Here is a 24,765-nt window from a genome sequence, read left to right on the forward strand (position 1 = left end):
CGCCTCAGGCCGCCGGCAGCACGGGGGAGGCGTACCAGACGGCCGTGTCGCCGTAGTCCTTGCGCCGGTCGGATGCGAGGCCCGCTCCCCAGACCGGTTCGGGGGAGCGCGAACTGCGCTCCACGATGACGAGTGCGCCCGGGTCGAGCAGCGGCGCCAGGGCGGCAAGGTTGTGGCCGAGCTCGGTCTCGGCCAGGTCGTAGGGCGGGTCGATGAAGACCAGGTCGAACCCCTCGCCGGTGGCCGCGAGGAACGACTGCACGGCCTGGCTGCTCACCTTGATCTTCGGGGCGCCCCGCCCCGGTGCCGCCCGCAGCACGGCCTCGGTGTTCTTGCGGCACATCTGCGCGGCGCCGAAGTTGTTCTCGACCAGGGTCACGATGCGCGCTCCCCGGCTGGCCGCCTCCAGGCCGAGCCCGCCCGACCCGGCGTACAGATCGAGAACCCGAGCGCCACGGATGATGTCGCGCGCGTCGAGGGCGGAGAAGATCGCCTCCCGAACACGGTCGCTGGTGGGGCGGGTGCCGGTCTTGGGCACCGCCAGGGGCAGGGAACCGGCAAACCCGGCGACGATTCGCGTCATAACCCGTCGAGTTTATCGCCCGTCGGCGGCCGCGGTCGCGGTGCACCCGCGCCGACGCGGTGCCGCATGTCGCACGTGCCGCCTACGATCGAGACATGACCGATTCGGAGGCTGGGGAGACTCTCGCCCCGGTGACCCTCGACAGCAAGCTGGCCACCGTGGTCGGCGGCAAAACGGCCGTCGCCCTGGGCAAGGCCTTCGGCTCGCACACCGTGGGCGATCTGCTCAGCCACTACCCGCGCCGCTACGCCCGTCGCGGCGAGCTCTCGTCGATCAGCCTGCTGCCGCTCGACGAGAACGTGACCATTGTGGCGGAGATCCGCTCGGTCGAGGAACGCCCGATGAAAGCCCGCAAGGGGTCGATCGTCGAGGTGAAGATCTCCGACGGCCGCGGCATCCTCAGTCTCACCTGGTTCAACCAGTCCTGGCGGGCCAGGCAGCTCCAACCCGGCATGCGCGGAATGTTCGCGGGCAAGGTCACCGACTACCGGGGCCACCTGCAGCTCACGCACCCGACCTACAAGCTCTTCGGCCCCGGCGCCGACGACGAACCCGAGATGCCCACGGATGCCGCGGCCGCCAAACTCTGGATCGAGCAGCCCGTCGCGATCTACCCGGCCACCAACACCGTGGCCAGCTGGCAGGTCGCGCAGTCCATCGCGATCCTGCTGGACAGCGTGGGCCCGGTGCCCGACCCGATCCCGCCGGGGCTGCGCGCCGAGCGCGGGCTACTGCCGCAGGGCCGGGCCTTCGAGCTGATCCACCGCCCGGAAACCGATGCGGACTGGCGCCGCGCGAGGGACACCCTGCGGTTCACCGAGGCCTTCGTGCTGCAGAGCGCCCTGGTGCAGCAGCGGCTCACCGCCCGGCAGCAGCACTCCACCCCGCGCGTGGCGTCGTCCGGCGGCCTGCTCGAGCGCTTCGACGCCGGCCTGCCCTTCAGCCTCACCGCGGACCAGCAGGGCGTGGCCACGGAGATCTCCGCCGACCTTATCGAGACCCACCCGATGAACCGGCTGCTGCAGGGTGAGGTCGGATCCGGCAAGACCGTCGTGGCCCTGCGGGCCATGCTCACCGTCGCCGACACAGGCGGCCAATCGGCTTTCCTCGCTCCCACCGAGGTTCTGGCGGCCCAGCACCTGCGCACGATCGTGCGGTCGCTCGGCCCCGAGCTGGCAGGCACGCTGATGCCCACCCTGCTCACCGGGCAGCTGCCGGTGGCAGAGCGCCGCAAGGCGCTGCTCCGAGTGGTGTCCGGACAGGCCAAGATCGTGATCGGCACGCATGCGCTGCTCGGCGACAAGGTCACGTTCTTCGACCTCGGACTGGTCGTCGTCGACGAGCAGCACCGGTTCGGCGTGGACCAGCGCGAGGCGCTGCGGTTGAAGGGGGCCGTGCCGCCGCACGTGCTGGTGCTCACCGCCACCCCGATCCCGCGCACCGTGGCCATGACCGTGTTCGGCGACCTCGACGTGAGCACGATCGCGGAGCTGCCGGAGGGGCGGCAGGGCATCGAGACGTTCGTCGTGCCTGTGTTCGAGAAGCCTGGCTGGGTCACCCGGGTGTGGACCCGGCTGGCGGAGGAGCTCGCCCAGGGCCGCCAGGGTTTCGTGGTGTGCCCGGCCATCGCCCCGAAACAGCTCGAGGAGGGCGCGGAGGTCGATCCCGAGGCTGCAGCGCCGGCATCCGTCGAAATGGTGCTCGCCGAACTGCGTCGTAACCCGGCCCTGGCCTCTGCCCGCATCGAACCGCTGCACGGGCGCATGACCAGCGAAGAGAAAGACGTGGCCATGCGCGCGTTCGCGGCCGGTGAGATCGACGTGCTCGTGGCGACGACCGTTATCGAGGTCGGCGTCGACGTGCCCAACGCCTCCGCCATGGTGGTGCTGGACGCCGACCGGTTCGGCGTCTCGCAACTGCACCAGCTGCGTGGCCGGGTGGGCCGCGGCGGCGTGCCGGGGCTCTGTCTCCTGGTCACGAGCGCGGAGGCCGAAACCATCGCGCGCGAGCGAGTCGAGGCTGTCGCTGCCACCCTCGACGGGTTCGAGTTGGCCCAGGTCGACCTGGAACTGCGCCGGGAGGGCGATGTGCTCGGCAGCAACCAGTCCGGGGGCCGCTCTTCGCTGCGCCTGCTGAGGGTGGCGACCGACGGCGACCTGATCGGGGAGGCCAGAGGCCATGCGCAGCGCCTGAGCGAGCACGACCCGCACCTCGAATCGGTCCCGGCGTTGCGGGAGGCGGTGCGGCGGCGCCTCGACGACGCGGAGCGGGCCTCGCTCACCAAGTCCTGACAGCAGGATCGGAGCGCGCTCAGGCACCGTTCACGCACTGGGGCTAGGGTGATCGCTATGCGCAGGATCGCCGTCGTCCCCGGTTCATTCGACCCCGTCACGCGGGGTCATCTCGACGTGATTGAACGGGCGTCCGGTCTCTTCGACGAACTGCACGTGCTCGTCGTGCACAACCCCGGCAAGACGGCTCTACTGCCGATCAGCCAGCGGGTTTCCCTGCTGCAGCGGTCCATCCTGGACGCCGGGCTGCCGGGCAACATCGTGGTGGCCTCCTGGGGCATGGGGCTGCTCGTCGAATACTGCACGGAGGTCGGCGCAAGCGTGCTGATCAAGGGCATCCGCTCACAGGTGGACGTGGCCTACGAGACCCCGATGGCGATCGTGAACCGCAACCTCGCCGCCGTGGAAACGATCTTCCTGCTGCCGGACCCGGCCAACGCCCACGTGTCCAGTTCCCTGGTGCGCCAGGTCGCCGCGCTCGGCGGCGATATCACCCCGTATGTGCCGCCGGCCGTGGCGGCGTTCCTGCAGAAGACACGCGTGTGAATACGTCGCCCCTGCGCTCGGTTTCCGTTCCGGCGCTCGCCGGGAACGTGGGCGGCCCTGTCGCCGACACGGACGACGAGACCCTGATGGGCCTTCCGGCCGTCGAGGCTGCGGCGCGTGCGATCATCCGCAATGTGGAAACCGTCATCGACGGCAAGCACACGGCCGTCACGACGGCTCTCACGGTGCTGCTGGCCCAAGGGCACCTTCTGATCGAGGACGTTCCCGGCGTCGGCAAGACCATGCTGGCCAAGGCGCTGGCCAAGTCCGTGCACTGCACGGTCAGCCGCGTCCAGTTCACCCCCGACCTGCTGCCCTCCGACGTGACGGGCGTGTCGGTGTTCAACCAGGTGGACCGCCGATTCGAGTTCAAGCCTGGCGCCATCTTCGCGAACATCGTGATCGGGGACGAGATCAACCGGGCGAGCCCGAAGACCCAGTCCGCGCTGCTGGAATGCATGGAGGAACGCCAGGTCACCGTCGACGGCTCCACCTATCTGCTGCCGCTGCCCTTCACGGTCGTGGCCACCCAGAACCCGATCGAGATGGAGGGCACCTATGCGCTTCCCGAAGCCCAGCGGGACCGGTTCATGGCACGCATCTCGATGGGGTACCCCGACACCGAGTCCGAGCTGATGATGCTGGATGCCCGCGACACGTCGAGCCCGCTGGCCGGCATCGAGGCGGTCGTCTCCGGCGCCCAGCTGCGCGGAATGATGACGGCCGTACAGCGGGTGTTCGCCTCTCCCGCGGTGAAGGAGTACACGGTCAGCCTGGTGCGGGCCACCCGCGACGACCGCGACCTGCGCCTGGGCGCCAGCCCCCGTGCCACGCTGCAGCTGATCCGGGCGGCCAAGGCCCAGGCGGCGCTGCACGGCCGGGACTATGTGCTGCCCGACGACATCGACTCTCTCGCCGTCGCCGTGCTCGGGCACCGCCTCGTGGCGAGCAGCCGGGTGCTCGGCCACCATCAGGACAGCGGCCCGGTGGTCGACGACATCGTTCGCCGAATCGTGGCGGCCACCCCCGTTCCCGTCGGTGCCACCGGGCATCCCTGACGCCATGCCGGCGAAGCAGCGGCGCGTCCGGTTTCCCCGGGTCACCCTTCGAGGCGGGATGTTCCTCGCCGCGGGAGCCGGCCTTCTGCTGCTCGCCCTGCTGACGAACCAGCGCGACCTTCTGTTCATCGCCGGTGTGCTCCTGGCCATCCCCGTCGCCGCCCTCGGGTACGTATCGATCCATCCGGTGCGCCTGCGCGTCACCCGGATGCTGCGCCCACCGGTCGTGCCGGCCGGCGGCGAGGTCGTCGTGGGGCTCGGGGTGCGGAACCTTTCCCCCCGGCCCCTGGCGGGCCTGCATCTGCGGGACACCGTGCGGGGGCGGGACGCCGGCGACGCCGGACTGACCGTGCCGGCCGGAACGCCGCTGCCGGCCCTCGACCGCTACGAGGGCGGCCCGGACACCGGTGCAGACAGCGTGAGGTTCGAGTACCGGTTCAGCTTGCCCCGGCGGGGTCTCTACGCAACGGGCCCGGTGCTGATCGGGCGTTCGGATCCGTTCGGCCTTGCCTCGGGCGAGTGGGCCGTGGGGGAGCCGCACGACCTGGCGGTGACGCCCCGGGTGACCGCCCTGGCCGGCCGGGGCCTCACCGGCACCCTGAACGACGGCGACGTTCCGGAGCGGCTCCGGCACCTGAACCACAACGCAGACCCCTTGATCGCGCGCGAGTACCGGCCGGGCGACCCGCTGCGCCGCGTGAACTGGCCGGCCACGGCCCGCCTGGGCGCGATCATGGTGCGGCAGGAGGAAGAGCAGAGCAACCCCGGAGCCCGACTCGTGCTTGACACCGCGCTGCGCGGACGCCGCGGCCGCCCGACCGTCGTCGGTGCCGACACTGGTGCCGGTGCCGACAGCGGCACCGATCTCGGCGGGCCGCGCCTCGAGCAGGCGTTCGAGGTGGCCGTCGAGCTCGCGGCATCCGTGGGGGTGCACCTGCTGGCGGCCGGCTACCGGCTCGACCTCGTTGCGCTGGGACCGAGCCTGTCCACACCGAGCCTGTCCAGTCCCAGCTCGGGCTCGTCCGGCAGACTGGCGAGCCCGGGCCAGGCGAACGCCACCCCGGGGCGACCCGGCGGCCGAGGCGGCCTGCGCGGCGACCCTCCCACCGTCTTCCTGCCGCCGGGCGGAGTCGCGCTGCTGCTCGAAGGGCTGGCCGGGGTCAAGCCGGCGGACCCGCCCGACCCGGCGGAGACCGGCGAGGACGAAGCAGAACAGACGTACACGTTCGGCGGCCCCGCAGTGAAGCCCGGACCCCCGGCATCCGTCGAACCAGGTACGCCCGAGTCCGGGACCGCCGCGAAACTCAGCACGCTCGTGGTGCCCGGCGGGCTGCTGCCGACCTTCGTGGTGCTCGTCGCCGTCGACGACCGGGATCTGGCCGAGCTCGCCGACCTCGTGTCCCAGAGCCGCCCCGCGGTGGCGTTCGTGCTGCCCACGGTGCGAACGGATGCCGTGCGCCGGCTGCGCGAGGCCGGCTGGCGCTGCATCCCCGTGCACCAGACCCCGGACATCCCCCGTGCCTGGGAGGACTTTATCGGCGCGAGAAGGCCCCTGAATGACGCCGTCTGACCGGGTCGCTCCCGACCAGGCCGCTCCCGACCAGGGCACTCGCACCGCCTGGCGCGACCCCTCCGCCCGCGCGGCCCGACTCAAGCGGGCGGAGTGGCCCCTCGCGTTCGCACTCCTTTTGCTGTTGGTCGTGGCCGACGCCGGCCTCGGGCCGCTGCTCGAGGGCACGGGCTGGTGGTGGCTGATGACGTTCACGGCCGCCGGCGTCCTGCTCGGTTCCGCCGGGTTCCGCCGCGCCGGCCTGCCCGTCTTCCTCGGGCCGCTCGCTGGATTAGGGGTTCTTGTGGCGGTCCTGACGCTGCTCTTCGGCGCCGGAAGCGGCTGGCTCTGGCTGATCCCGACCGGAGAGACGATCGACCGGTTCCGCGATCTGGCGCTCTCCGGGGTGGTCTCCATCGAGCAGCAATCGACGCCGGCCGAGGCGACCGCCGGCATCCTGTTCCTGCTCAGCGCCGGCGCCGGCGTGATCGCGATCCTGATCGACACGCTCGCGGTCATCCTGCGCGTGCCCGCGCTCGCCGGACTGCCCGTGCTGGTGCCGCTGCTCGTGCCGGGGCTTGCCCTCGGCCACGAGGCCAACCTGGAGGCCCTCGTGCTCACGGCCGCCGCCTACCTCCTGCTCCTCCATGTCGAGATCCGGATGCGCCGAGCCGGCAGCCTGCCCGGCCCGCCGGTCGTAGCGGGGCCCGGCACGGTCGCGCCCGGGCGGCGCCACGTGCCCGGCTCTTCTAAGGGAGCGGTCGTCGTGGGCAGCGTCGCGATAGTGGCGGCAATCGTGGTCAGCGTCGCCACGCCCGTCTTGCCTGGGGGCAGCCTCACGCGCGCGCGCCCGGGCAGCAGCCTGCTGTTCGCCAACGGTGTCAGCCCCATGATCAACCTCGGTCAGGACCTGCGCCGGCCGGACGCCGAACCGGTGCTGCACTTCCGCACCACGGCGACTCGGCCGCCCTACCTTCGGCTGCTGACACTCGATGAATTCTCGGGCCGCAACTGGACCGCCGGGGAGGCGCCCAGGAGCCGCGCGAACGCCGTCGACGACATCGACCTGCCGCCAGGGTTCTCACCCGATATCAAGACGAGCGAGACGATCACGACCATCGGCATCGACAACCTGGCCGCCCGGTGGCTGCCTACCCCTGCGCCGCCCCGCTCGGTGACCGGCCTGCTCGGCGCCTGGTACTGGAACGAGGCGACCGGGTCCATCACGAGCCCCGGCGACACGACCCGCGGCCAGGAGTACACCGTCACCGCGCTCACGTTGGAGCCGACGGCGGAGCAGTTGCGGGAAGCCGAGGGTGCGTATCCGGCGGAGATCCGGCGCAGCCTGAGGCTGCCAGCCGAGACTCCGGCCCTGATCGGCGACACCGCGCGTGAGGTCACCGCCGGCACCACGAGCGCGTACGAGGCCGCGCGGGCCCTGCAGGACTACCTGCGCGGCAGCGACTTCGCTTACGACACCGAGGCTCCCGTCGAGGCCGGCTATGACGGTGGCGGCATTGACGTCGTCAGCACCTTCCTCGAGGTGAAGACCGGGTACTGCGTGCACTTCTCCTCGGCGATGGCGGCTATGGCCCGCTCGATCGGCATCCCGTCCCGGATCGCGATCGGCTACCAGCCCGGGTCGCTGTCCGCGTCGGGTTCCGTCGCCGGGGTCGGCCGGTACAGCGTCGACACCCACGACCTTCACGCGTGGACGGAGATCTACTTCGAGGGCGTCGGCTGGGTGCCCTTCGAGCCCACGCCCGGCCGCGGCGCCGTGCCTGCGTACACGCAGGACGATGCCGTCACCGTGCCGCTGACTGATTCCGGCCAGGCCGGCCCGTCGGACGCGCCGCGCCCCGAGGACCTCGGCGGCCAGAACGCCGCTGACGCCCAGGCCGACGCTTCTTCGCCCGCGGACTCGCGCGGCGGCATCATCCGTCTCGGCCTGCTCGTCCTCGGGACGTTCGCGCTGCTCCTTCTGCCGGCCCTCATCCGGGTGACCCGGCGGATGCTGCGGCGCCGGGGCCTCCTGTCGGGGCAGAGCGGGGCCGTGGAGGCGTGGCGTGAGGTCAGCGACACGGCGGTGGACCATGGCGTCTTCGTGCGGGAGACCGAGACGCCGCGCGAGCTCGCCGCGCGGCTCCGGGTTCTCATCGGCTCGGTAGGCGGTACCGAGAGCGTTACGGAGGGCGCCGGTCCGGGCGGGGGAGCCGCGGCCGAGGCCCTCGACCGGCTCCTCGTGGGAGCGGAGCGCAGCCACTACGGGCGACCGGGTGACGACGCGCAGTCCGCGCGGGCGGCGGAACGCGTGGCCGACCTCGACGTGGTGCTCCGCGGCATCCATTCGGTGTCGGGCCGGCGCCTGCGGGTGCGGGCGACGCTGCTGCCGGCATCGCTCTGGCGCCCCGGCGAGCGACGAATCGGACGCCCAGCCGTGAACGCGTAGAATCTTCCCTCGTGAGTAGATTCAAGAAGACCCCGTACAAGGTCGATGTGCGCGACCTGATCAACCGCCCGGGCACCATGCACGAACGACACCTCGAAATCGTCGTGCCGGGAGACCTCGGCGAGAGCCTGGTCGCCGTGAAGGCCGGCTCTACCGTGATCGCGAACCTGCGCCTCGAAACCCTGCACGAGGGCATCCTCGTGTCGGCCCAGGTGTCCGGAATCGCCGCCGGAGAGTGCGGCAGATGCCTCATCGACGTCGAATTGCCGGTCCAAGTCGAGTTTCACGAGCTTTTCGCGTACTCTCTAGACGAAGCTTATGAAAGTGAAGTTCAAGATGACCACGTGGATCTTGAACCTCTGATCAGGGATGCGGTGGTGTTGTCACTGCCGTTCCAGCCGGTTTGCCGGCCGGATTGCCCAGGTCTCGACCCCGAGACCGGTGAACGGCTTGCCGAGGCCCCTGAGTTCCTACCCGAAGAAAAGCGCGATCCCCGGTGGGCCGCGCTCATGGAATTCCAAGCTTCCGAAAGCAGCGGCACGGATGAAGACATCCAGGCTGAAACGGATAGAGAAGAGAAGTAGTCATGGCAGTCCCGAAGCGCAAGCAATCACGCTCCAACACCCGTTCACGTCGTTCCTGCTGGAAGGCCGAAGCGCCCACCCTGGTCAAGACCATGGAAAACGGCAAAGTTGTCTACAGCCTGCCGCACCGCGCCAAGGTCGTCACCGACGCAGCCGGCACGGCGCTATTCATGGAATACAAGGGCCGCAAGGTCGCCGACGTTTAGCCTCGTCGTGCTCGAACGCCTGATGCCGCGCCGACGGATGCCGGGAGTCCCGATTCAGGGTCCCGTTCCGTTGAGTCGCGGCATCAGTGTTTTCGGTCGGCATCTGCCCGGCGCGCACTCGCTGAGCCGGCACTCGTGAACGTCGATCCCGAGGTTTCGTCCCTGCTGGCGACTCTCGGCGTGCAGATCGACCCGGCCTTGCTTGAGCTCTCTCTCACCCACCGCTCGTACGCGTACGAGCACGGCGGCATACCCAATAATGAGCGCCTCGAATTTCTCGGCGACTCGATTCTGGGGCAGGCCGTGACGGTCATGCTCTATCGGGAGTACACGCAGCTCGACGAGGGTGACCTTGCCAAGCGCCGGGCCAGCCTGGTGTCGAGCGTTGCCCTGGCGGGCATCGCGCGCGGCATCGGCTTGGGTGCGTACGTGCGCCTCGGCCGCGGCGAGATCCTCACCAATGGGCGTGACAAGTCGTCGATCCTTGCCGACACCGTCGAGGCGCTCATCGGAGCGGTCTACCTCGACTCCGGCGGAGAGACGGCGACGGCGCTCGTGCTGCGCCTGATCGAGCCGCTCCTCCGTGACCCAGGGCACTTCGGAGTGTCCATGGACCCCAAGACGAGCCTGCAGGAAGCCGCGGCTCGCCTGGGCACCGGGGTTCCCGTTTACTCCATCGCGGAAAGCGGACCCGATCACTCCAAGATCTTCATCGCCACCGTCACCGTGGGTGACGTCAGTGCGGTCGGCGAGGGCACGAGCAAGAAGCACGCCGAGATGGCCGCCGCACTCGACGCCTGGACGCGCCTCAGCGCTCCCTGAGCTGCTGTCAGGCCGTGACGCTGAAAGGCTCGCATGCCCGAACTTCCTGAAGTGGAGGTCGTTCGCGCCGGCCTGGCGCCGGCCGTAACCGGCGCCGTGATCGTCGGCGTCGAGGTCTTCGAGCCACGATCCCTGCGTCGCCATGACTCCGCGAGCGGGCATTTCGCCGACCTGTTGCAGAGCCGGGGCGTGCTCGCCGCCGTCCGCCGGGGTAAGTTCATCTGGCTGCCGCTGGATTCCGGGCGCGCCCTGGTCGTGCACCTCGGAATGAGTGGTCAGGTGCTGCTGCGCAGCCCCGGATCGGACACGGACCGGCACCTGCGCATCCGTTTGCAGATCGAGCACCCGGAACACGGCGAGCTGTGGGTCAACTTCGTCGACCAGCGCATCTTCGGCAGTATGGCCGTGGACTCGATGCAGCCCACCCGCGACGGGCTGACGGCCGGGTACTCCGGGCTCGCAGGCGGCGCGACCGGGGCGGACGGACTAGCCGGTTCGGGCCTGGGCTGGTCGGGGCTGATCCCGTCGCAGGTGGCGCACATCGCGCGCGACCCGCTGGATCCGGGCTTCTCGGCGCCGCTCTTCCTGGCTGCCCTGGCCCGCAAGAAGACCGGGATCAAGCGCGCCCTGCTCGACCAGACCCTGATCAGCGGCATCGGGAACATCTACGCCGACGAGGCCCTTTTTGAGGCCCGGGTGCACTACGAGCAGCCGGCAGACTCCCTGTCGCCCGCGAAGGGGCGGGCGCTGCTCGGCGCGGTCCGCAGCATCCTGAACCGGGCCCTGGCCGAGGGCGGCACCAGTTTCGATGCGCAATACGTGAACGTGAATGGTCAGTCCGGATATTTTTCGCACCGCCTCAACACGTACGGCCGGCAGGGTCTACCGTGCCCCCGCTGCGGCACACTGCTCGTGCGGCAGCAGTTCATGAACCGCAGTTCACACCTCTGCCCGCGATGCCAACGGCTGCGCTGAGGCTCGCTGCCCGCGAGAAGCCTGACTGTTGAACAAAAATACGAAACTCTTTTGAATATCAAGTGAATAACTCTCAACTTCAATCACCATCTTTGCTAACCGCGGACCATGACAACCGCCGCAGATGACCTCAGAGCGGCAACGGATGCCGTCGCCCGCCTGGACTCCTCCTGCGCCGACTAGGAGCACCTCGCCGACGCCGAGGTGCTGGCCGGTCAGAAGCAGATCGTGGCCGCCCGCCGCCTCCTCGACACGCGATCCGCGTGGATGGCGGCGACCATCGCCCGGCGGTCCCGGCCCGAACTCGGCCATTCAGGTCTGGCCGCGCAGCAGGGATTCCTCTCGCCCGAGGCGATGATCCAAAAGGTGACGGGCTCGACCAAGACCGACGCGTTCAAACTGGTCTCGGTCGGCACGATGATGGCCGGTGCCGAGGCGGCGCAGGCGCGCGTCGAGGCGGCCGTGGAGTCGCCGGACGCTGATGCCGCCGAGGTCGCGGAGTTCGTTGCGAAGGTGCCCTGGCAAGCGCCGATCGCCCGCGCGGTCACCAGTGGGGCTCTCTCCGTCGACGCGGCCGAGTCGATCCGTTTTGATCTCGGCCAGATCGCCGCGACGGTCACCGCCGACAAGCTCACCGAAGCCCTGACCCCTGCTTCTCGTCGAGGCGTCGACGCTGAACACGGACCAGGTCTTCAGACTGGCGCGGCGCATGCGCGACCGCCTCGACGAGGCCGGCATTGCCGCCTGGGAGAAGCAGGCCCACGACGACCGGTTCCTGAAGGTCTACCGGCTCGGCAACGGCAAGGTGCGTCTGAATGGCCTCTTCGCGACCGAAGACGGCGAGTTCGTGCTCTCCGTCTTCGACTCGATCACCAGCCCTCGCCGCGGCGGGGTGCGCTTCGTCGACAAGGCGAAAGCCGCGTGGGCCACACGCATGCAGGACGACCCCCGCACCACGGACCAGATCGCCGCCGATGCCCTCGTGCAGCTGCTGACGATCGCCGGCGAGGCCGATCAGGGCCGGGTGTTCGGCGGTCGCCGCCCTTCGCCTCAGCTACGTGTGCCGGCTTTGCCCTCTTTGCTGGCTTTGCGGTCTTTTGTTCTTTGGCTTTGGCTTTGGGCTTTTGGTTGTCGGGTCTCGGGATCTGGGTCTTTGGCTCTGGGACTCAGGGTTCGGAAATTCAGGGCTCGGCAGGCTCGAGGGCCGGAGAGCCGGGTTAGAGGGCGTCGCGGCGCCAGGCTCCCTCGTAACCAAGCGGCACGAAGCCGATGGCCTCGTTGACCGTGAGCATGTGCCGGCTCTCCTCAGCGTTATAGGTCATCACCGACGGATGCCCGGGGCGCTTCGCCGCGAGCAGCTCGAGGTTCGCCATCTTCAGCAGCATCCCCAACCGGCGGCCGCGGTGCTCGCGCAGCACCAGAGTGTCCTCCTGGCTGACCGAGCGGCGGGACTCCGCCGGCACCTCCAGCTCGGTGAATCCCACGAGGTGGCCGCTCGGGCCATGCAGCACCGCCGAGGTCAACGCCGTGCGCCTGCCGGCGGCAGCCTTCTGCTCCTCCTGCATGACGCGCTCGGGCGTCTAGAGCTGCTCCGGTTCGGCAAGGCCGGCGCTCGGGGCATCCGTGCTCATGCGCGCGTAGAGCACCGCCAGATCGGGCAACCATTCCGGCGGGGTGCGATCGCCTCGAGCCGGGCAGTGAGGGCTGAGCCGATGCCTCGCCGTCGGTACTCGGGAAGCACTTCCACGGCCAACCACGCGTGCTCGGCGGAACCCTCCGGAAGGGTCTCGTAGTGACCGCGCCCGACAAGGCGTCCCTTGGACCGGGCCACGAAGAGGCGCTTGGGCTCCCACGCCTGCTTGAGCCAGTCCGGCAGGAGCTCTTCGACGGTCAGCTCCAGGTCGGTGGTGCCATACGCCTCGACCGTGTTGCGCACCCCGTTTGCCGCCTCGAAATCGGCCCAGCCGGGAGCCTGCGGCGCGGCGGGGATGGCGAGTTCGTCGATCTCGAAGGTGAAGGTCCCCATGATCGGCCAGCGTAGCGCCGCCCCTGCCGCCCCTGCCACCCGGGTTCGGCCCCAGCTCCGAATCAATTCGACGGAGATTTTGCTCAAACCCGGCCCGAGACATCCGTTTCCGCTCCAAATCGGCAAAATCTCCGTCGAATTCGTCAGGGACCGCGCCTACCGCCAGGGACCGCGCCTACCGGGCGGTGGCGGCTGTGTCCGGTACCGTTACTGGGGGCGGCGCGCCGGGCAGCCGCGACCCGAGTCAGCGGCGAAAGGGGGCGAAACCGTGTATCTGAAAAGCCTCACGCTCAAAGGCTTCAAATCCTTCGCCCACCCCACCACGTTCGCCTTCGAACCCGGCGTCACCTGCGTGGTCGGGCCCAACGGCTCGGGCAAGTCCAACGTCGTCGACGCACTCGCCTGGGTGATGGGCGAGCAGGGCGCGAAGACCCTTCGCGGCGGCAAGATGGAAGACGTCATTTTCGCCGGCACGTCCACCAAGGGCCCGCTCGGCCGGGCGGCCGTGACGCTGACCATCGACAACACGGATGGCGCGCTACCGATCGACTACACCGAGGTCACCATCTCCCGCACCCTCTTTCGCAACGGTGCGAGTGAGTATGCGATCAACGGGCGCACCTGCCGCCTGCTCGACGTGCAGGAGTTGCTCAGCGACTCCGGCCTCGGCCGGGAGATGCACGTGATCGTGGGGCAGGGGCAGCTCGACGCCGTGCTGCGCGCCAGCCCCGAGGAGCGCCGCGGGTTCATCGAGGAGGCCGCCGGCATTCTCAAGCACCGTCGGCGCAAGGAGAAGACCCTCCGCAAGCTCGACGGCATGCAGGCCAACCTCACCCGGCTCAGCGACCTTGCCGGGGAGATCCGTCGGCAGCTCAAACCGCTCGGGCGCCAGGCCGACATCGCCCGCGAGGCGCAGATCATCGCCGCCGTCGCCCGCGACGCCCGGGCCCGGCTCCTCGCCGACGACGTGGTCACGCTGCGTATCGCGCTCGACGCGCACGGCCGCACCGAGAGCGAGCGGCACGCCGAACGACTCGTGTTGACCGAACAGCTCGAGACCCGGCAGCGGCGCCTGCGCCGACTCGAGCAAGAGCAGATCGGCGACGCCGTCGACCGGGCCCGGCGCACGAACTTCGGCCTGGAATCCGTGCAGGAGCGCCTGCGCGGCCTCTACACCCTCGCCAACCAGCGGCTGGCCCTGCTCGGCTCGCAGGCCGAGTCCGTGGACGCCGGCCCCAGCGTGACCACGGCGATGCTGACGGATGCCGCCGCCGAGATCGACGCGCTGCGTAGCCGCATCGACGTGGCCGACTCCACCTGGGCTGCCGCCCGCGCGGCCACCGAGGAGGCCTGGGGCCGGCTCGACGCGCTCGACGAACAGATCGCCGCCCAGGCCGTGCTGGTCTCCCGGCACGACCTCCACCTCTCCCAGCTGACCGGGCAGGCCGAGACCGCCGCGGGCCGCCTGGCCTCCGTGCGCGGCGAAGTGCTGCGGCAGCAGAACGCCCTCAATGCCGCCCGTGGCCGGGTCGACACGGCTGAGGCACACCTCGCCGGACTCGCCGCGGACGCCGCGGCGCTCGACGCGGCCGCCCTCGACGCCGGCGAGATCCACCCGGCCGAGGCTGCCGCCGCGGCCCGGTCTGCCGTCGCCCAGGCGGAGGTCGAGGTCGAACGCCTGCGCGACGAATTGCACCTCGGCGAACGCGAACGGGACGCCCTCGCCGCCCGCGCGGGGGCACTGTCCCTCGCTCTGGACCATAAGGACGGCTCGGCGGCCCTGCTCGCTGCGGCCCCGGCGGGCATCCGTGGTCTGGTGGCCGAGCATGTGCGCGTGCGGCCCGGCTACGAGGCCGCCATCGCCGCCGCCCTCGGCTCCCTCGCCGACGCCGTGCTCGCCGACACCTGGAGCGCGGCCGTCGACGCCATCGTGCGCGCCCGCGCCGACGATCTCGGCCGGGTCGAACTTATCGTGGCCGGCACGATCGACGAAGACGCCAGGGCCGACGCCCCGCCCGCAGACGCGACCGGCGATGCGACGGCCGGCACGATCGACGCCGACGCGCCCGGTGACGGCACGGCGGATACCGGCATGTCAGGTATTGGCACGTCGGGTACCGGCACGACGGATGTCCTCGCACCCGACACCCGGCCAGACCTCACCGTGCAGCCCGGGCTGCTCTGGGCCGAATCGGTGATCGACGCGCCACCCGGGGTGCTCGGCCTGCTCCGGCGTACGGTGATCGCCGACGACCTCGACGCCGCCCGAGCCGTCGTAGACCGATTCGGACCCCGATCCGAGGAAGTGGAGACCGTTGGCGTGGAGACCGTTGGCGTGGCGACCGCCGGGCGCGCAGCCCTCCCGATCACCGTCATCACCCGGGCCGGAGACGTATTCAGCGACACCGTGCTGTGCGGTGGTTCCGGGGCCCGGCGCAGCCGCCTCGAGCTCATCGCCGACCGCGATGCGGCCGCCGACTCGCTCGCTGCGGTGCGCATCCGGCTCGAGCAGGTCGTCGCCGACCTCGCCGAGGCCCGCGTCGTGCTGTCCGCCCGCAAGACCCAGGCCCAGGCGGCCACCGCCCGGGTGCGGGCGTTCGAGTCCCGCACGACCGTGCAGGCCGAGAAGACCAACCGGGCCACCGTGCAGCTCGAGGCGGCCACCGCCGAACTGAGTCGGCTCTCCGCCGCCCTCCTACTGCAGGCCGAGGCCGTCGCCGCCCTCGAGGCCGCGAGCGAGATGGCCCGCACCGCGCGCGACGAACAGCGCGCCCGGCCGCGCCCGGTGCCGGATACCGGACCTCGCGACGCGCTCGTCGCCGCCCTCGAGGCCGCGCGCGAAGCCGAGGTCGAGGCCCGGCTCCAGGCCGAGACCGCCCGCGAACGCGTGCGCGCCGGGCAGGCGCGGGCCGACGCGCTAGCGAAACAGCAGACTGCCGCGCGGGCGGCGGCCGAGGAGGCAGCCCGGCGTGCGGTCATCCGTCGCCGTCAGGTGGATGCCGCCAGCCGGGTGGCCGAGGCGCTCCCGCTGGTTCTCGCCTCGGTCGACGCCTCCGCCAGCGAAGCCAGGCTGCGCCTGGCCACCGCCGAGGCGGAGCGCAGCAGCCAGAACGAGGAAATCGCGGCGCTGCGCCGGGAGGACAGCGCTCTGCGCACCCGGTTGCAGGCCGTCACCGAGACCGTGCACGGCCTGGAACTGGCCATCTACGAGAAGAAGCTGCACCTGTCCGGGCTGCTCGAGCGCGCCGTCAGCGACCTCGGTCTGACCGAAGACGTGCTCGTGGCCGAGTACGGGCCCGACCAGCCGATCCCGGGCGCCGTCCAGAACAGCTCAGACCCGACCATCGAACCCGTCCGCTTCGACCGGGACGACCAACAGCGCCGCCTGACCGTCGCCGAGCGCCGCTATGCCCAGCTCGGCCGAGTGAACCCGCTGGCCCTCGAGGAGTTTGCCGCGCTCGAGCAGCGGCACCGCTTCCTCACTGAGCAGCTCACCGACCTCTCCAACACGCGCCGTGACCTGCTCACCATCATCGAGGAGATCGACGAGAAGATGGGTGCCATCTTCGGCAGCGCCTTCGACGACACCCAGGCGGCGTTCGCCGAGGTGTTCCCGGTGCTGTTCCCGGGCGGGAGCGGCAGCATCCGTCTCACCGATCCCGACAGCCTGCTCACGACCGGCATCGAGGTCTCGGTCAAGCCCGCCGGCAAGAAGATCGAGCGGCTCTCGCTGCTGTCGGGCGGAGAGCGCTCGCTCGCCGCCGTGGCCCTGCTGATCGCCATCTTCAAGGCCCGCCCGAGTCCGTTCTACATCATGGACGAGGTCGAGGCTGCCCTCGACGACGCCAACCTCGGCCGGCTGCTGACTATCTTCGAGGACCTGCGCGCCACCAGTCAGCTCATCGTGATCACCCACCAGAAACGCACGATGGAGATCGCGGATGCCCTTTACGGCGTCTCGATGCGCCTCGATGGGGTCTCGGCCGTGGTCGGGCAGCGCATCGCGAAGGATGACGAGCAGGCATCCTGACACGTCGCCGCTGTTCGCCGCTGTCGAGTGAGGAACGCTAGCGCAGCACGGCCAGGAGTCGCGCGCAGGCCTCGTCGACCCGGCGGCAGGCCATGCTGCAGGTGTGCCAGCCCGGATGCAGCCGGGCCATGTTCTCGCAGGCCGCGATCGATGCCCGGGCGGCCTCGCGGCAGGTTTCCAGCAGCGCGATGGTCATCAGCCCGTCCTTGCGCGCATGCCAGGACAGCAGCCGGCTCGTCGACGAACACACCTCGATGCAGTCCAGGTCGGCGAAGAAGCAGCGGGTGATGTCGCCGTTGCCCTTGATGCGGAGGCAGGCGTGCGCGCAGTCCTCGCTTACCGTCACGAGAGCGTCGCACGCCGCGATGCACCGGTTGATCCCGGTGCGCACACTCTCGGGCCCTGTGCTGACTGCCATGCCGACACCCTAGACCGGGTCCGGGCGGCTGTCGGGGGGCTTGCACATTCCTGCTCGTTTTCGGGTGGTCGTTCCAGGACCGAAAGTCCCTCAGAACAACACCCTCACACCGGGCTGAGGGTCTCCGGCGTGTCCGGGCGCTGCACATCGACGAATCCGAGGGCAACGATCGGCTCCGGCCGCGCGGCCGCCAGCGTACGCATCAGGCTGCCGACCGCCGCCGGGCCGTGCGGGAAGGACGTGCCGTGATGTGGACGATGCCGACACAAGAGGATGAGGTCTGGGCCGTCACCCCGTCATTCTGCCGGGTCGGGTCGCTCGTGTGACGGCACGAATCGCACGAACGAGCGTTATCGGGGCGGTGCCGCTCCCGGTCCGCACCATCGGTTCGGAGGTCCACCGCTCGGTACGCGCCGGCTGCGCCGCTTCGCGCGAGGCACACCTGGGGCGCAGCGGCGCAGATACCGCGCGAGCCATAGGCTGTAGGTATGGCAGAACGCACCCCCTGGTCTCTCTCCGGCGCACTGCGCGGCATGTTCGCGAAGAAGCTCATCGACGCCGAAACCTGGGAAGACCTCGAAGACGCGCTCATCCAGGCCGACTTCGGTCCCAGCATCACGGAGGCGGTCGTGGCCGACCTGCGGGCCAAGGTCGCCAGGTACAACACGACCGACCCGACCGACCTGCAACGGATGCTGCGCGAAGGCCTCGAGGAACGGCTCTCCAAGCTCGACTCCACCCTCAACCTCAGCGCGCGGCCTGCCGTCGTGCTCGTCGTCGGCGTCAACGGCGTCGGCAAGACCACCACGATCGGCAAATTCGCGAAGTTCCTGCGCACCTACAACCGCAGCGTGCTGATCGGGGCGGCAGACACGTTCCGTGCGGCCGCCGTGGAACAGCTGGCAACCTGGGCCGAACGGGCGGGCGCCGACATCGTGCGGCCGCAGGCCCACGGCCAGGACCCGGCATCCGTCGCCTTCCAGACCGTCGAGCGGGCCATGAAAGACGGCACGGAGATCGTGATCATCGACACCGCCGGGCGGCTGCAGACCAAGGGCGGCCTGATGGACGAGCTCACCAAGATCCGCAAGGTGATCGAGAAGCAGACCCCGATCGCCGAGGTGCTCCTCGTGCTCGACGCGACGACCGGCCAGAACGGACTGGCCCAGGCCGAGGCCTTCATCCAGCATGCCGGCGTGACCGGGCTCGTGCTCACCAAACTGGACGGATCCGCCAAGGGCGGCTTCGTGCTCGCCGTGCAGGAGAAGACCGGCATCCCCATCAAGCTCGTGGGCCAGGGCGAGGGCATCAACGACCTCACCGGTTTCACGCCGCACGTTTTCGCACAAAAACTCGTCGGATAGGACAGTCATGACCATCGAACACGATTTCTTCGGAATTCTCGGCAGTGACGATGCTGGCGAGGTCTACTGGTCGGATTCGGCCGAACTGGGCGACCAGGACGTGCAGATCGACCTCAGCTCCCCCGACGAGGAGTCCGTCTCGACCGAAGCGCTCGACATTGCGGCGGCCATGGTCAACGACATCGAGGGACTCGATTCGCAGGCCCGCGAATCGCTCGTGGCCGACCTCAGCAAGGAGGGCTCGGTGACGGGCGCATACATCACGACCGAACTCGACGAAATGGATCCCGAGGTTCTCGACGACGCCCTGATCTGGGATTCGGGCGACAAACAAATCGATTTTCTGCGCTCCATCCAGCTGCAGCGGATCGGTTTCCACCCGCACCACTTCCGTAGCGAGGAGCACTTCGCGGTGCTCGAGTACTCGATCAGCCCCGATGACACCGACGCCCTGCTCGTGGTCACGATCGACGTGCACGGCGACCCCGTGCGGATCGCCGTCGAGCAGTAGCGCAGCAGTCCGGTCGGACGTCAGTGCCCCTCCTGGATGGTGCCCTTGGCCGGGTCGCCGAACGGCACGTTCTGCAGCACCTTGACGTCCGTGGGGGCGGCCAGTGCGTCATCGGTGAGCGCACCAAGTTCGGTGATTCCCGCGCCGGTCGCGTGCACCGCGAGGTCGGCGACGCTGGCCCAGCGCTCGACCATGACCACCAGGTCACCGTCGGTGTGCGCGGCATACAGTTCGCAGCCGGTCTCGGCGTGCACCGTGGGGGAGACCACGGCGAACGCGTCCAGGAGCTCCTGGCTGCGACCGGGCTTCGGGGTGAGTACGGCGACGACGACAACGGACATGGTGACTCCTGGCTTCGGATGCGGTTTGCGCACCCGAACAAACGTAGGCTCCGCGACCGGTTAAACTAAACGCATTATGGCTACTTTTGGAAACCTCTCAGATCGCCTGGCCGAGACGTTCAAGAATCTCCGCACCAAGGGCAAGCTCAGCGCGGCGGATGTCGACGGCACCGTGCGCGAGATCCGGCGCGCACTGCTCGACGCCGACGTCGCCCTCGAGGTGGTCAAGGACTTCACCGGCAAGGTGCGCGAGCGTGCCCTCGGCGACGAGGTCAGCAAGGCGCTGAACCCGGCCCAACAGGTCGTCAAGATCGTCAACGAGGAGCTCGTCGAGATCCTCGGCGGTCAGCAGCGCCGACTCGAATTCGCCAAGAAGCCGCCGACCATCATCATGCTCGCCGGCCTCCAGGGTGCCGGTAAGACCACCCTCGCCGGCAAGCTCGCGAAGTGGCTCGCGAAAGACGGCCACACCCCGATCCTGGTCGCGGCCGACCTGCAGCGCCCGAACGCGGTCACCCAGCTCGAGGTCGTCGGCGCCCAGGCGGGCGTGCCCGTCTACGCGCCCGAGCCCGGCAACGGCGTCGGCAACCCGGTCAAGGTCGCCCGCGACGGCGTCAAGTACGCGCAGCAGAAGATGCACGACGTGGTCATCGTCGACACCGCCGGACGCCTCGGCGTCGACGCGGAGATGATGAAGCAGGCCGCGGACATCCGCACGGCCATCGACCCCGACGAAGTGCTCTTCGTGATCGACGCCATGATCGGCCAGGACGCGGTGGCCACCGCCAAGGCGTTCCAGGACGGCGTCGACTTCACCGGCGTGGTGCTCTCCAAGCTCGACGGCGACGCGCGCGGCGGTGCGGCCCTGTCCGTGGCCTCGATCACCGGCCGTCCGATCATGTTCGCGTCGACCGGTGAGAGCCTCGACGACTTCGAGCCGTTCCACCCCGACCGCATGGCCAGCCGCATCCTCGACCTCGGTGACATCCTCACCCTGATCGAGCAGGCGCAGGGTGCCTTCGACGAAGACGAAGCACGCAAGATGGCGGAGAAGTTCTCCACCGACAGTTTCACCCTCGACGACTTCCTCGGGCAGATGCAGCAGCTGCGCAACATGGGTTCGATCAAGAAGATGATGAGCATGCTCCCCGGCGCCGGCGCCATGAAGCAGCAGCTCGAGAACTTCGACGAGCGCGAGATCGTGCGCACCGAGGCCATCATCCAGTCGATGACCAAGGCCGAGCGCACCACCCCGAAGCTGTTGAACGGATCCCGTCGGCTGCGCATCGCCCGCGGCGCCGGATCGACCGTGACCGAGGTCAACCAGCTCGTGTCCCGGTTCGAGCAGGCCGCCAAGATGATGAAGACGGTCGCCAAGGGCGGCATGCCCAACATCCCCGGCATGGGCCCGGTCCCCGGCGGCATGGGCGGCGGCGGCCGTGGCAAGCCGCAGCCCAAGAAGAAGGGCTCGAAGTCAGGCAACCCGGCCAAGCGCGCGGCGGAGAACCTGGCGATCGCGTCCGGTGAGAAGCCCGCTGGCGCAGGCCCCGGTGCGGGCGGCGGCACGGGCTTCGGCCTCGGCGGCGCCAGGAAGGCGGGCGGTCCCACCGAAGACGAGATGGCCGCCCTGCAGAAGATGCTCGGTCGGTGATACTGCGCCGCAAACGCTGAGCCGCTGACTGCGCTGCGGATGCCCCCGGCCGCCGGTTTAGGATGAGCGCATGACCTCCTCCACGCCTTCCTCCACGCCTTCCCCCAGGGCCGACCGAGTGCGTATCGGTGTGCAAATCGCCCCGCAGCACGCCCTCTATCCGAAGATTCGAGTGACCGTGGCGGAGGTCGAGGCCCTAGGCACGGACATCGCGTTCGACTGGGACCATTTCTTTCCGCTCTCCGGCGAGAAGAACGGCCTCCACTTCGAGTCTTGGACGCTCCTCGCGGCCTGGGCGGAGCAGACCTCCACCATCGAGCTGGGCGCGCTGGTCAACTGCAACGGCTACCGCAACCCCGACCTGCAGGCCGACATGGCGCGCACCATCGACCACATCAGCGGCGGCCGGTTCATCTTCGGCACCGGCTCCGGCTGGTTCGAGCGCGACTACGACGAGTATGGCTTCGAGTTCGGCACCGCGGGCACCCGCCTGGACGCCCTCGAAGCCGACCTCCCGCGGATCGAGGCGCGCTGGGCGAAGCTGAACCCGCCGCCCCTGCGCGACATCCCGGTGCTGATCGGCGGCGGGGGCGAGAAGAAGACCCTCCGGATCGTGGCGAGACATGCGGACATCTGGCATTCGTTTTCCACTCCCGCGGTGCTCGAGCACAAGCTCGGCGTGCTCTCGAAGTGGTGTGACACGGTGGGCCGGGACCTCTCCGAGATCGAGATCTCCACCGAGCTGCGGGCCCGCACCGTGACCGAGGCCGACGAGCTCTACGACCTAGGCGCCCGCCTGTTCACCCTTGGGCTGTCCGGCCCGCACTACGACCTGGCCTCGCTCACTGACTGGCTCGCCTGGCGTGATACAAAAAACGCGCTTGAGACGGGCTGCACCCGAGATGCGTGAGTCCTAATCGAGTGGTGGTATCGCTCCCGGAAGGTCAGTCCTGCCCGCACCACGTGGACGCTGATCATCACAGGCGGAACGCCGGCTTCGGTGGTGAACCAATTCGACGGAGATTTTGGTGTGAAACGGGTTTTTCGGTGTGTGACGGGCCGATTCCGCCAAAATCGCCGTCGAATTCGTTGGGGACGGAGTTGCTGCAGGGCCGCGGACCCGAGAGACACGGTGGCCGGAACGCACTCACATCCCGCGTCACGGTCCACTGCCTGCCTGCGTCGACATCACGAACACCCGGCTCGGAACCCCCAAGCCGCGATCCCGCATCGTCCACGGCCATGAAGGCTCAGTCAGCTATGCGGGGAGGCCCGTGCGGAGTTCGCGGGTTAGCGACTTCACGACGGCCGGCAGGCTGCCGCCGTGCGCCTCGGCGACGCGCAGCTGCCGCTGGTAGCTCGCACCCGCGGTGATGATCCGGTTCAGGCTCTGCAGCTCGTCCAGGCAGCCCAGACGCTCGGCGACGGGGGAGAGGATGCCGATCAGCCGGCGCACATCGTCGGTCACCAGGCTTTCGGCGCCCGCGGCATCCGTGATGATCTCGGCGTCCAGGCCGTAGCGAGCGGCCCGCCATTTGTTCTCACGAACGAACCACGGCTGCATCGGCCCGACCGTCTCGCCGGCGTCGAGACGCCCAGACATCCAGTCGACCAGGCACTGGATGAACGCGGCGATGGCGCCGAGTTCCTCCGTCGTGGACACGCCGTCGCAGGCGCGCACCTCGATGGTTCCCCATCGCGGCGAAGGACGGATGTCCCAGCGCACCTCGGTCGCATCCTCGATCACCCCGGTGGCCGTCATATCGGCCACGTAGCGCTCCCAGGCCTCCCAGTCCTGCAGGATCCACGGCAGGCCGGCGGTGGGCAACTGCTGGAACATGAGGGCGCGGTTGGAGGCGTAGCCCGTGTTCACGCCGGCCCAGAACGGGCTCGACGCCGACAGGGCCTGCAGGTGCGGTAGGTAGCCGAGCAGGCCGTTCAAAATCGGGATGACCTTGGCCTTGTCCTCGATCCCCACATGCACGTGGATGCCCCAGATCATCATGTTGCGGCCCCACCACTGGGTGCGGTCGATCAACCGCTGGTAGCGGGCCTCGTCCGTGACCTTCTGGTCGAACCACTGGCTGAACGGATGCGATCCGCTAGAGATGAGTTCGACGCCCCGCGGATCCGTGATGGCGCGCACCTCGTCAACCTGGACGGCGACATCCGTGACGGCGCCCGCAACTGTATGGTGCACCCCCGACACGAGTTCGACCGTGTTCAGGAGCAATTCCCCGGTGATGTGCGGATGCGGCGTGCCGTCGGGCGCGGCCAGAGCCGTCAGCACCTCTTCGGCCAGGCAGACCAGGTCACCCGACTCGCGGTCGACGAGGGCGAGTTCCCACTCGATGCCAATGGTTGACCGTTTCGACCGGGCAAATTCGATCCCCATGCGCGGTCCTTCCGATCCTGGTTCACCCCTTCGGGCGTGGTTGTGTGACAATCCTGACACCGATTGGCGAAGCGGCGCCCCAGCCGGACGCGGGTCCGGTGATGACCGCGCCGCCCAGCCGGTCGATTATCAGAAAGTCGTCGATGTCTGACAGAATAGTTAGTCGAGTTCTCTTGCGTCCGACCCTCTACTCAGGCGCAGGAAAAAACCTTATTGAGCTTGTGCCGAGTGTGCCCCCACGCTCACGGCCCTCAGTTCGCCAAAAATCAAATACACAGGAGAATTGTGGCTGTCAAAATTCGTTTGAAGCGCATGGGCAAGATCCGTGCACCGTACTACCGCATCGTCGTTGCCGACGCGCGCACCAAGCGCGATGGTCGTGTCATCGAAGAGATCGGCATCTACCACCCCACGCAGGAGCCCTCCGTCATCGAGGTCAAGTCCGAGCGTGCCCTGTACTGGCTGGGCGTTGGAGCACAGCCGACAGAGCAGGTTGAGGCTCTCCTCAAGCTGACCGGCGACTGGGGCATCTTCAAGGGTGACAAGAACGCCGTCAGTACCGTGAAGTTCAAGGAGCCGAAGGCTCCGTTCGTCGCCGACGAGAAGAAGAAGCCGGTTCTGAAGCCGAAGGCCGTCAAGCCTGTGGCCAAGGAAGAGGCACCCAAGGAGACCGAGGCTGCCGCGGAGGCAACCGAAGAGGACAAGGCGTAATTTTGCTCGCTCCCGCGCTTGAGCATCTTGTCAAGGGGATCGTCGATCACCCGGACGATGTGCATGTTGTGACCCAGACGTCCCCACGGGGCGAGGTTCTCGAGGTTCGTGTGAGCCCCGAAGACCTCGGCCGCGTGATCGGGCGTTCCGGGCGCACCGCCAAGGCACTGCGCACCCTCGTGGCCGCGCTGGCCGACGGCCGGCGCGTGCGCGTTGACGTCGTCGACACCGATTTCTGAACTGGTAAATGAGTAG

At 69.1% G+C, this 24,765-nt stretch carries 24 protein-coding genes; 17 read left to right on the top strand and 7 right to left on the bottom strand.

The window, feature by feature from the left end; translation table 11 throughout:
* Positions 1-4 precede the first annotated feature (4 nt).
* Positions 5-583 (bottom strand): 16S rRNA (guanine(966)-N(2))-methyltransferase RsmD, encoded by a 579-nt coding sequence (gene rsmD, locus E3O54_RS00995; protein ID WP_134400745.1) that lies wholly within the window; start codon positions 581-583, stop codon positions 5-7.
* Positions 584-678: 95 nt separating this feature from the next.
* On the opposite strand from rsmD, the gene E3O54_RS01000 reads away from it, so the two are divergent.
* The 9 genes from E3O54_RS01000 (at position 679) to E3O54_RS01040 (ending at position 11,063) form a co-directional block, all read left to right on the top strand.
* On the top strand, positions 679-2,874 hold the full coding sequence (locus E3O54_RS01000) for an ATP-dependent DNA helicase RecG (RefSeq protein ID WP_104103051.1): 2,196 nt from the start codon (positions 679-681) through the stop codon (positions 2,872-2,874).
* A 57-nt stretch (positions 2,875-2,931) separates the two neighbouring features.
* Complete coding sequence (gene coaD / locus E3O54_RS01005; protein ID WP_104103054.1) at positions 2,932-3,420, top strand: pantetheine-phosphate adenylyltransferase; 489 nt, start codon at positions 2,932-2,934, stop codon at positions 3,418-3,420.
* A gap of 86 nt (positions 3,421-3,506) precedes the next feature.
* The gene (locus E3O54_RS01010) at positions 3,507-4,478 is read left to right on the top strand and encodes a MoxR family ATPase (RefSeq protein ID WP_134400775.1); all 972 of its coding nucleotides are present in this window, start codon (positions 3,507-3,509) and stop codon (positions 4,476-4,478) included.
* Between the two features lie 4 nt (positions 4,479-4,482).
* The gene (locus E3O54_RS01015) at positions 4,483-6,048 is read left to right on the top strand and encodes a DUF58 domain-containing protein (protein WP_134400746.1); all 1,566 of its coding nucleotides are present in this window, start codon (positions 4,483-4,485) and stop codon (positions 6,046-6,048) included.
* Complete coding sequence (locus E3O54_RS01020; RefSeq protein WP_134400747.1) at positions 6,035-8,476, top strand: DUF3488 and transglutaminase-like domain-containing protein; 2,442 nt, start codon at positions 6,035-6,037, stop codon at positions 8,474-8,476. Before E3O54_RS01015 ends, E3O54_RS01020 begins: the two co-directional genes overlap by 14 nt.
* A gap of 11 nt (positions 8,477-8,487) precedes the next feature.
* Complete coding sequence (locus E3O54_RS01025) at positions 8,488-9,060, top strand: DUF177 domain-containing protein (protein WP_104171681.1); 573 nt, start codon at positions 8,488-8,490, stop codon at positions 9,058-9,060.
* Positions 9,061-9,062: 2 nt separating this feature from the next.
* The gene (gene rpmF / locus E3O54_RS01030; protein ID WP_066596228.1) at positions 9,063-9,266 is read left to right on the top strand and encodes a 50S ribosomal protein L32; all 204 of its coding nucleotides are present in this window, start codon (positions 9,063-9,065) and stop codon (positions 9,264-9,266) included.
* Positions 9,267-9,401: 135 nt separating this feature from the next.
* Positions 9,402-10,088 (top strand): ribonuclease III, encoded by a 687-nt coding sequence (rnc, locus tag E3O54_RS01035; protein ID WP_134400748.1) that lies wholly within the window; start codon positions 9,402-9,404, stop codon positions 10,086-10,088.
* Between the two features lie 33 nt (positions 10,089-10,121).
* Positions 10,122-11,063, top strand: a complete 942-nt coding sequence (locus E3O54_RS01040) for an Fpg/Nei family DNA glycosylase (RefSeq protein ID WP_134400749.1) — start codon at positions 10,122-10,124, stop codon at positions 11,061-11,063.
* A gap of 312 nt (positions 11,064-11,375) precedes the next feature.
* Here the strand turns inward: E3O54_RS01040 and E3O54_RS01045 are convergent, their stop codons facing one another.
* The gene (locus E3O54_RS01045; protein WP_134400750.1) at positions 11,376-11,774 is read right to left on the bottom strand and encodes a hypothetical protein; all 399 of its coding nucleotides are present in this window, start codon (positions 11,772-11,774) and stop codon (positions 11,376-11,378) included.
* Here E3O54_RS01045 and E3O54_RS01050 point away from each other — a divergent pair.
* Complete coding sequence (locus tag E3O54_RS01050; protein WP_241976701.1) at positions 11,773-12,345, top strand: hypothetical protein; 573 nt, start codon at positions 11,773-11,775, stop codon at positions 12,343-12,345. The two genes, E3O54_RS01045 and E3O54_RS01050, sit on opposite strands and share 2 nt — an antisense overlap.
* Here the strand turns inward: E3O54_RS01050 and E3O54_RS01055 are convergent.
* Positions 12,281-12,628 (bottom strand): hypothetical protein, encoded by a 348-nt coding sequence (locus E3O54_RS01055; protein WP_134371597.1) that lies wholly within the window; start codon positions 12,626-12,628, stop codon positions 12,281-12,283. The two genes, E3O54_RS01050 and E3O54_RS01055, sit on opposite strands and share 65 nt — an antisense overlap.
* A 62-nt stretch (positions 12,629-12,690) precedes the next feature.
* Entirely contained in the window at positions 12,691-13,089 is a 399-nt protein-coding gene (locus E3O54_RS01060; RefSeq protein WP_134400752.1) for a GNAT family N-acetyltransferase, read from the bottom strand.
* 268 nt (positions 13,090-13,357) lie between these two features.
* On the opposite strand from E3O54_RS01060, the gene E3O54_RS01065 reads away from it, so the two are divergent.
* Positions 13,358-17,119 (top strand): chromosome segregation SMC family protein, encoded by a 3,762-nt coding sequence (locus tag E3O54_RS01065; RefSeq protein ID WP_134400753.1) that lies wholly within the window; start codon positions 13,358-13,360, stop codon positions 17,117-17,119.
* 37 nt (positions 17,120-17,156) lie between these two features.
* Here the strand turns inward: E3O54_RS01065 and E3O54_RS01070 are convergent, their stop codons facing one another.
* Positions 17,157-17,537, bottom strand: a complete 381-nt coding sequence (locus E3O54_RS01070; protein ID WP_134342632.1) for a four-helix bundle copper-binding protein — start codon at positions 17,535-17,537, stop codon at positions 17,157-17,159.
* Between the two features lie 488 nt (positions 17,538-18,025).
* Here E3O54_RS01070 and ftsY point away from each other — a divergent pair, with 488 nt between their 5' ends.
* Both ftsY and E3O54_RS01080 read left to right on the top strand, forming a co-directional pair.
* On the top strand, positions 18,026-18,901 hold the full coding sequence (gene ftsY / locus E3O54_RS01075; protein WP_104103088.1) for a signal recognition particle-docking protein FtsY: 876 nt from the start codon (positions 18,026-18,028) through the stop codon (positions 18,899-18,901).
* Between the two features lie 7 nt (positions 18,902-18,908).
* Positions 18,909-19,412, top strand: coding sequence for a DUF2004 domain-containing protein (locus E3O54_RS01080; protein ID WP_134342631.1), 504 nt, complete (start codon positions 18,909-18,911; stop codon positions 19,410-19,412).
* 20 nt (positions 19,413-19,432) lie between these two features.
* On the opposite strand, the gene E3O54_RS01085 is transcribed toward E3O54_RS01080, so the two are convergent.
* Complete coding sequence (locus E3O54_RS01085; protein WP_134342630.1) at positions 19,433-19,753, bottom strand: putative quinol monooxygenase; 321 nt, start codon at positions 19,751-19,753, stop codon at positions 19,433-19,435.
* 76 nt (positions 19,754-19,829) lie between these two features.
* Here E3O54_RS01085 and ffh point away from each other — a divergent pair, with 76 nt between their 5' ends.
* Positions 19,830-21,404 carry a signal recognition particle protein gene (gene ffh / locus E3O54_RS01090; protein WP_104103097.1) on the top strand — a complete coding sequence of 525 codons (1,575 nt, stop codon included), beginning with the start codon at positions 19,830-19,832 and terminating at the stop codon, positions 21,402-21,404.
* A gap of 70 nt (positions 21,405-21,474) precedes the next feature.
* The gene (locus E3O54_RS01095; RefSeq protein WP_104103100.1) at positions 21,475-22,314 is read left to right on the top strand and encodes an LLM class F420-dependent oxidoreductase; all 840 of its coding nucleotides are present in this window, start codon (positions 21,475-21,477) and stop codon (positions 22,312-22,314) included.
* Between the two features lie 348 nt (positions 22,315-22,662).
* On the opposite strand, the gene E3O54_RS01100 is transcribed toward E3O54_RS01095, so the two are convergent.
* The gene (locus E3O54_RS01100; RefSeq protein WP_104103102.1) at positions 22,663-23,799 is read right to left on the bottom strand and encodes a glutamate--cysteine ligase; all 1,137 of its coding nucleotides are present in this window, start codon (positions 23,797-23,799) and stop codon (positions 22,663-22,665) included.
* Positions 23,800-24,084: 285 nt separating this feature from the next.
* On the opposite strand from E3O54_RS01100, the gene rpsP reads away from it, so the two are divergent.
* Positions 24,085-24,510, top strand: coding sequence for a 30S ribosomal protein S16 (gene rpsP, locus E3O54_RS01105; protein WP_104103105.1), 426 nt, complete (start codon positions 24,085-24,087; stop codon positions 24,508-24,510).
* Positions 24,511-24,512: 2 nt separating this feature from the next.
* Positions 24,513-24,749 carry an RNA-binding protein gene (locus tag E3O54_RS01110; protein ID WP_104103108.1) on the top strand — a complete coding sequence of 79 codons (237 nt, stop codon included), beginning with the start codon at positions 24,513-24,515 and terminating at the stop codon, positions 24,747-24,749.
* Positions 24,750-24,765: the final 16 nt, after the last annotated feature.

This window comes from Cryobacterium sp. TMT2-4, from assembly GCF_004402575.1.
Lineage (GTDB): Bacteria > Actinomycetota > Actinomycetes > Actinomycetales > Microbacteriaceae > Cryobacterium > Cryobacterium sandaracinum.

What these genes read in the sequence shown, in the direction of transcription:
- rpmF (WP_066596228.1), top strand. Translation starts at nt 9,063, where the DNA reads ATGGCAGTCCCGAAGCGCAAGCAATCACGCTCCAACACCCGTTCACGT.
- E3O54_RS01100 (WP_104103102.1), bottom strand. Translation starts at nt 23,799, where the DNA reads ATGGGGATCGAATTTGCCCGGTCGAAACGGTCAACCATTGGCATCGAG.
- E3O54_RS01080 (WP_134342631.1), top strand. Translation starts at nt 18,909, where the DNA reads ATGACCATCGAACACGATTTCTTCGGAATTCTCGGCAGTGACGATGCT.
- E3O54_RS01085 (WP_134342630.1), bottom strand. Translation starts at nt 19,753, where the DNA reads ATGTCCGTTGTCGTCGTCGCCGTACTCACCCCGAAGCCCGGTCGCAGC.
- rsmD (WP_134400745.1), bottom strand. Translation starts at nt 583, where the DNA reads ATGACGCGAATCGTCGCCGGGTTTGCCGGTTCCCTGCCCCTGGCGGTG.
- E3O54_RS01055 (WP_134371597.1), bottom strand. Translation starts at nt 12,628, where the DNA reads ATGCAGGAGGAGCAGAAGGCTGCCGCCGGCAGGCGCACGGCGTTGACC.
- E3O54_RS01040 (WP_134400749.1), top strand. Translation starts at nt 10,122, where the DNA reads ATGCCCGAACTTCCTGAAGTGGAGGTCGTTCGCGCCGGCCTGGCGCCG.
- E3O54_RS01010 (WP_134400775.1), top strand. Translation starts at nt 3,507, where the DNA reads ATGGGCCTTCCGGCCGTCGAGGCTGCGGCGCGTGCGATCATCCGCAAT.
- E3O54_RS01020 (WP_134400747.1), top strand. Translation starts at nt 6,035, where the DNA reads ATGACGCCGTCTGACCGGGTCGCTCCCGACCAGGCCGCTCCCGACCAG.
- ftsY (WP_104103088.1), top strand. Translation starts at nt 18,026, where the DNA reads ATGGCAGAACGCACCCCCTGGTCTCTCTCCGGCGCACTGCGCGGCATG.
- E3O54_RS01000 (WP_104103051.1), top strand. Translation starts at nt 679, where the DNA reads ATGACCGATTCGGAGGCTGGGGAGACTCTCGCCCCGGTGACCCTCGAC.
- E3O54_RS01070 (WP_134342632.1), bottom strand. Translation starts at nt 17,537, where the DNA reads ATGGCAGTCAGCACAGGGCCCGAGAGTGTGCGCACCGGGATCAACCGG.
- E3O54_RS01015 (WP_134400746.1), top strand. Translation starts at nt 4,483, where the DNA reads ATGCCGGCGAAGCAGCGGCGCGTCCGGTTTCCCCGGGTCACCCTTCGA.
- ffh (WP_104103097.1), top strand. Translation starts at nt 19,830, where the DNA reads ATGGCTACTTTTGGAAACCTCTCAGATCGCCTGGCCGAGACGTTCAAG.
- E3O54_RS01045 (WP_134400750.1), bottom strand. Translation starts at nt 11,774, where the DNA reads ATGCGCCGCGCCAGTCTGAAGACCTGGTCCGTGTTCAGCGTCGACGCC.
- E3O54_RS01050 (WP_241976701.1), top strand. Translation starts at nt 11,773, where the DNA reads ATGCGCGACCGCCTCGACGAGGCCGGCATTGCCGCCTGGGAGAAGCAG.
- E3O54_RS01060 (WP_134400752.1), bottom strand. Translation starts at nt 13,089, where the DNA reads ATGGGGACCTTCACCTTCGAGATCGACGAACTCGCCATCCCCGCCGCG.
- coaD (WP_104103054.1), top strand. Translation starts at nt 2,932, where the DNA reads ATGCGCAGGATCGCCGTCGTCCCCGGTTCATTCGACCCCGTCACGCGG.
- E3O54_RS01095 (WP_104103100.1), top strand. Translation starts at nt 21,475, where the DNA reads ATGACCTCCTCCACGCCTTCCTCCACGCCTTCCCCCAGGGCCGACCGA.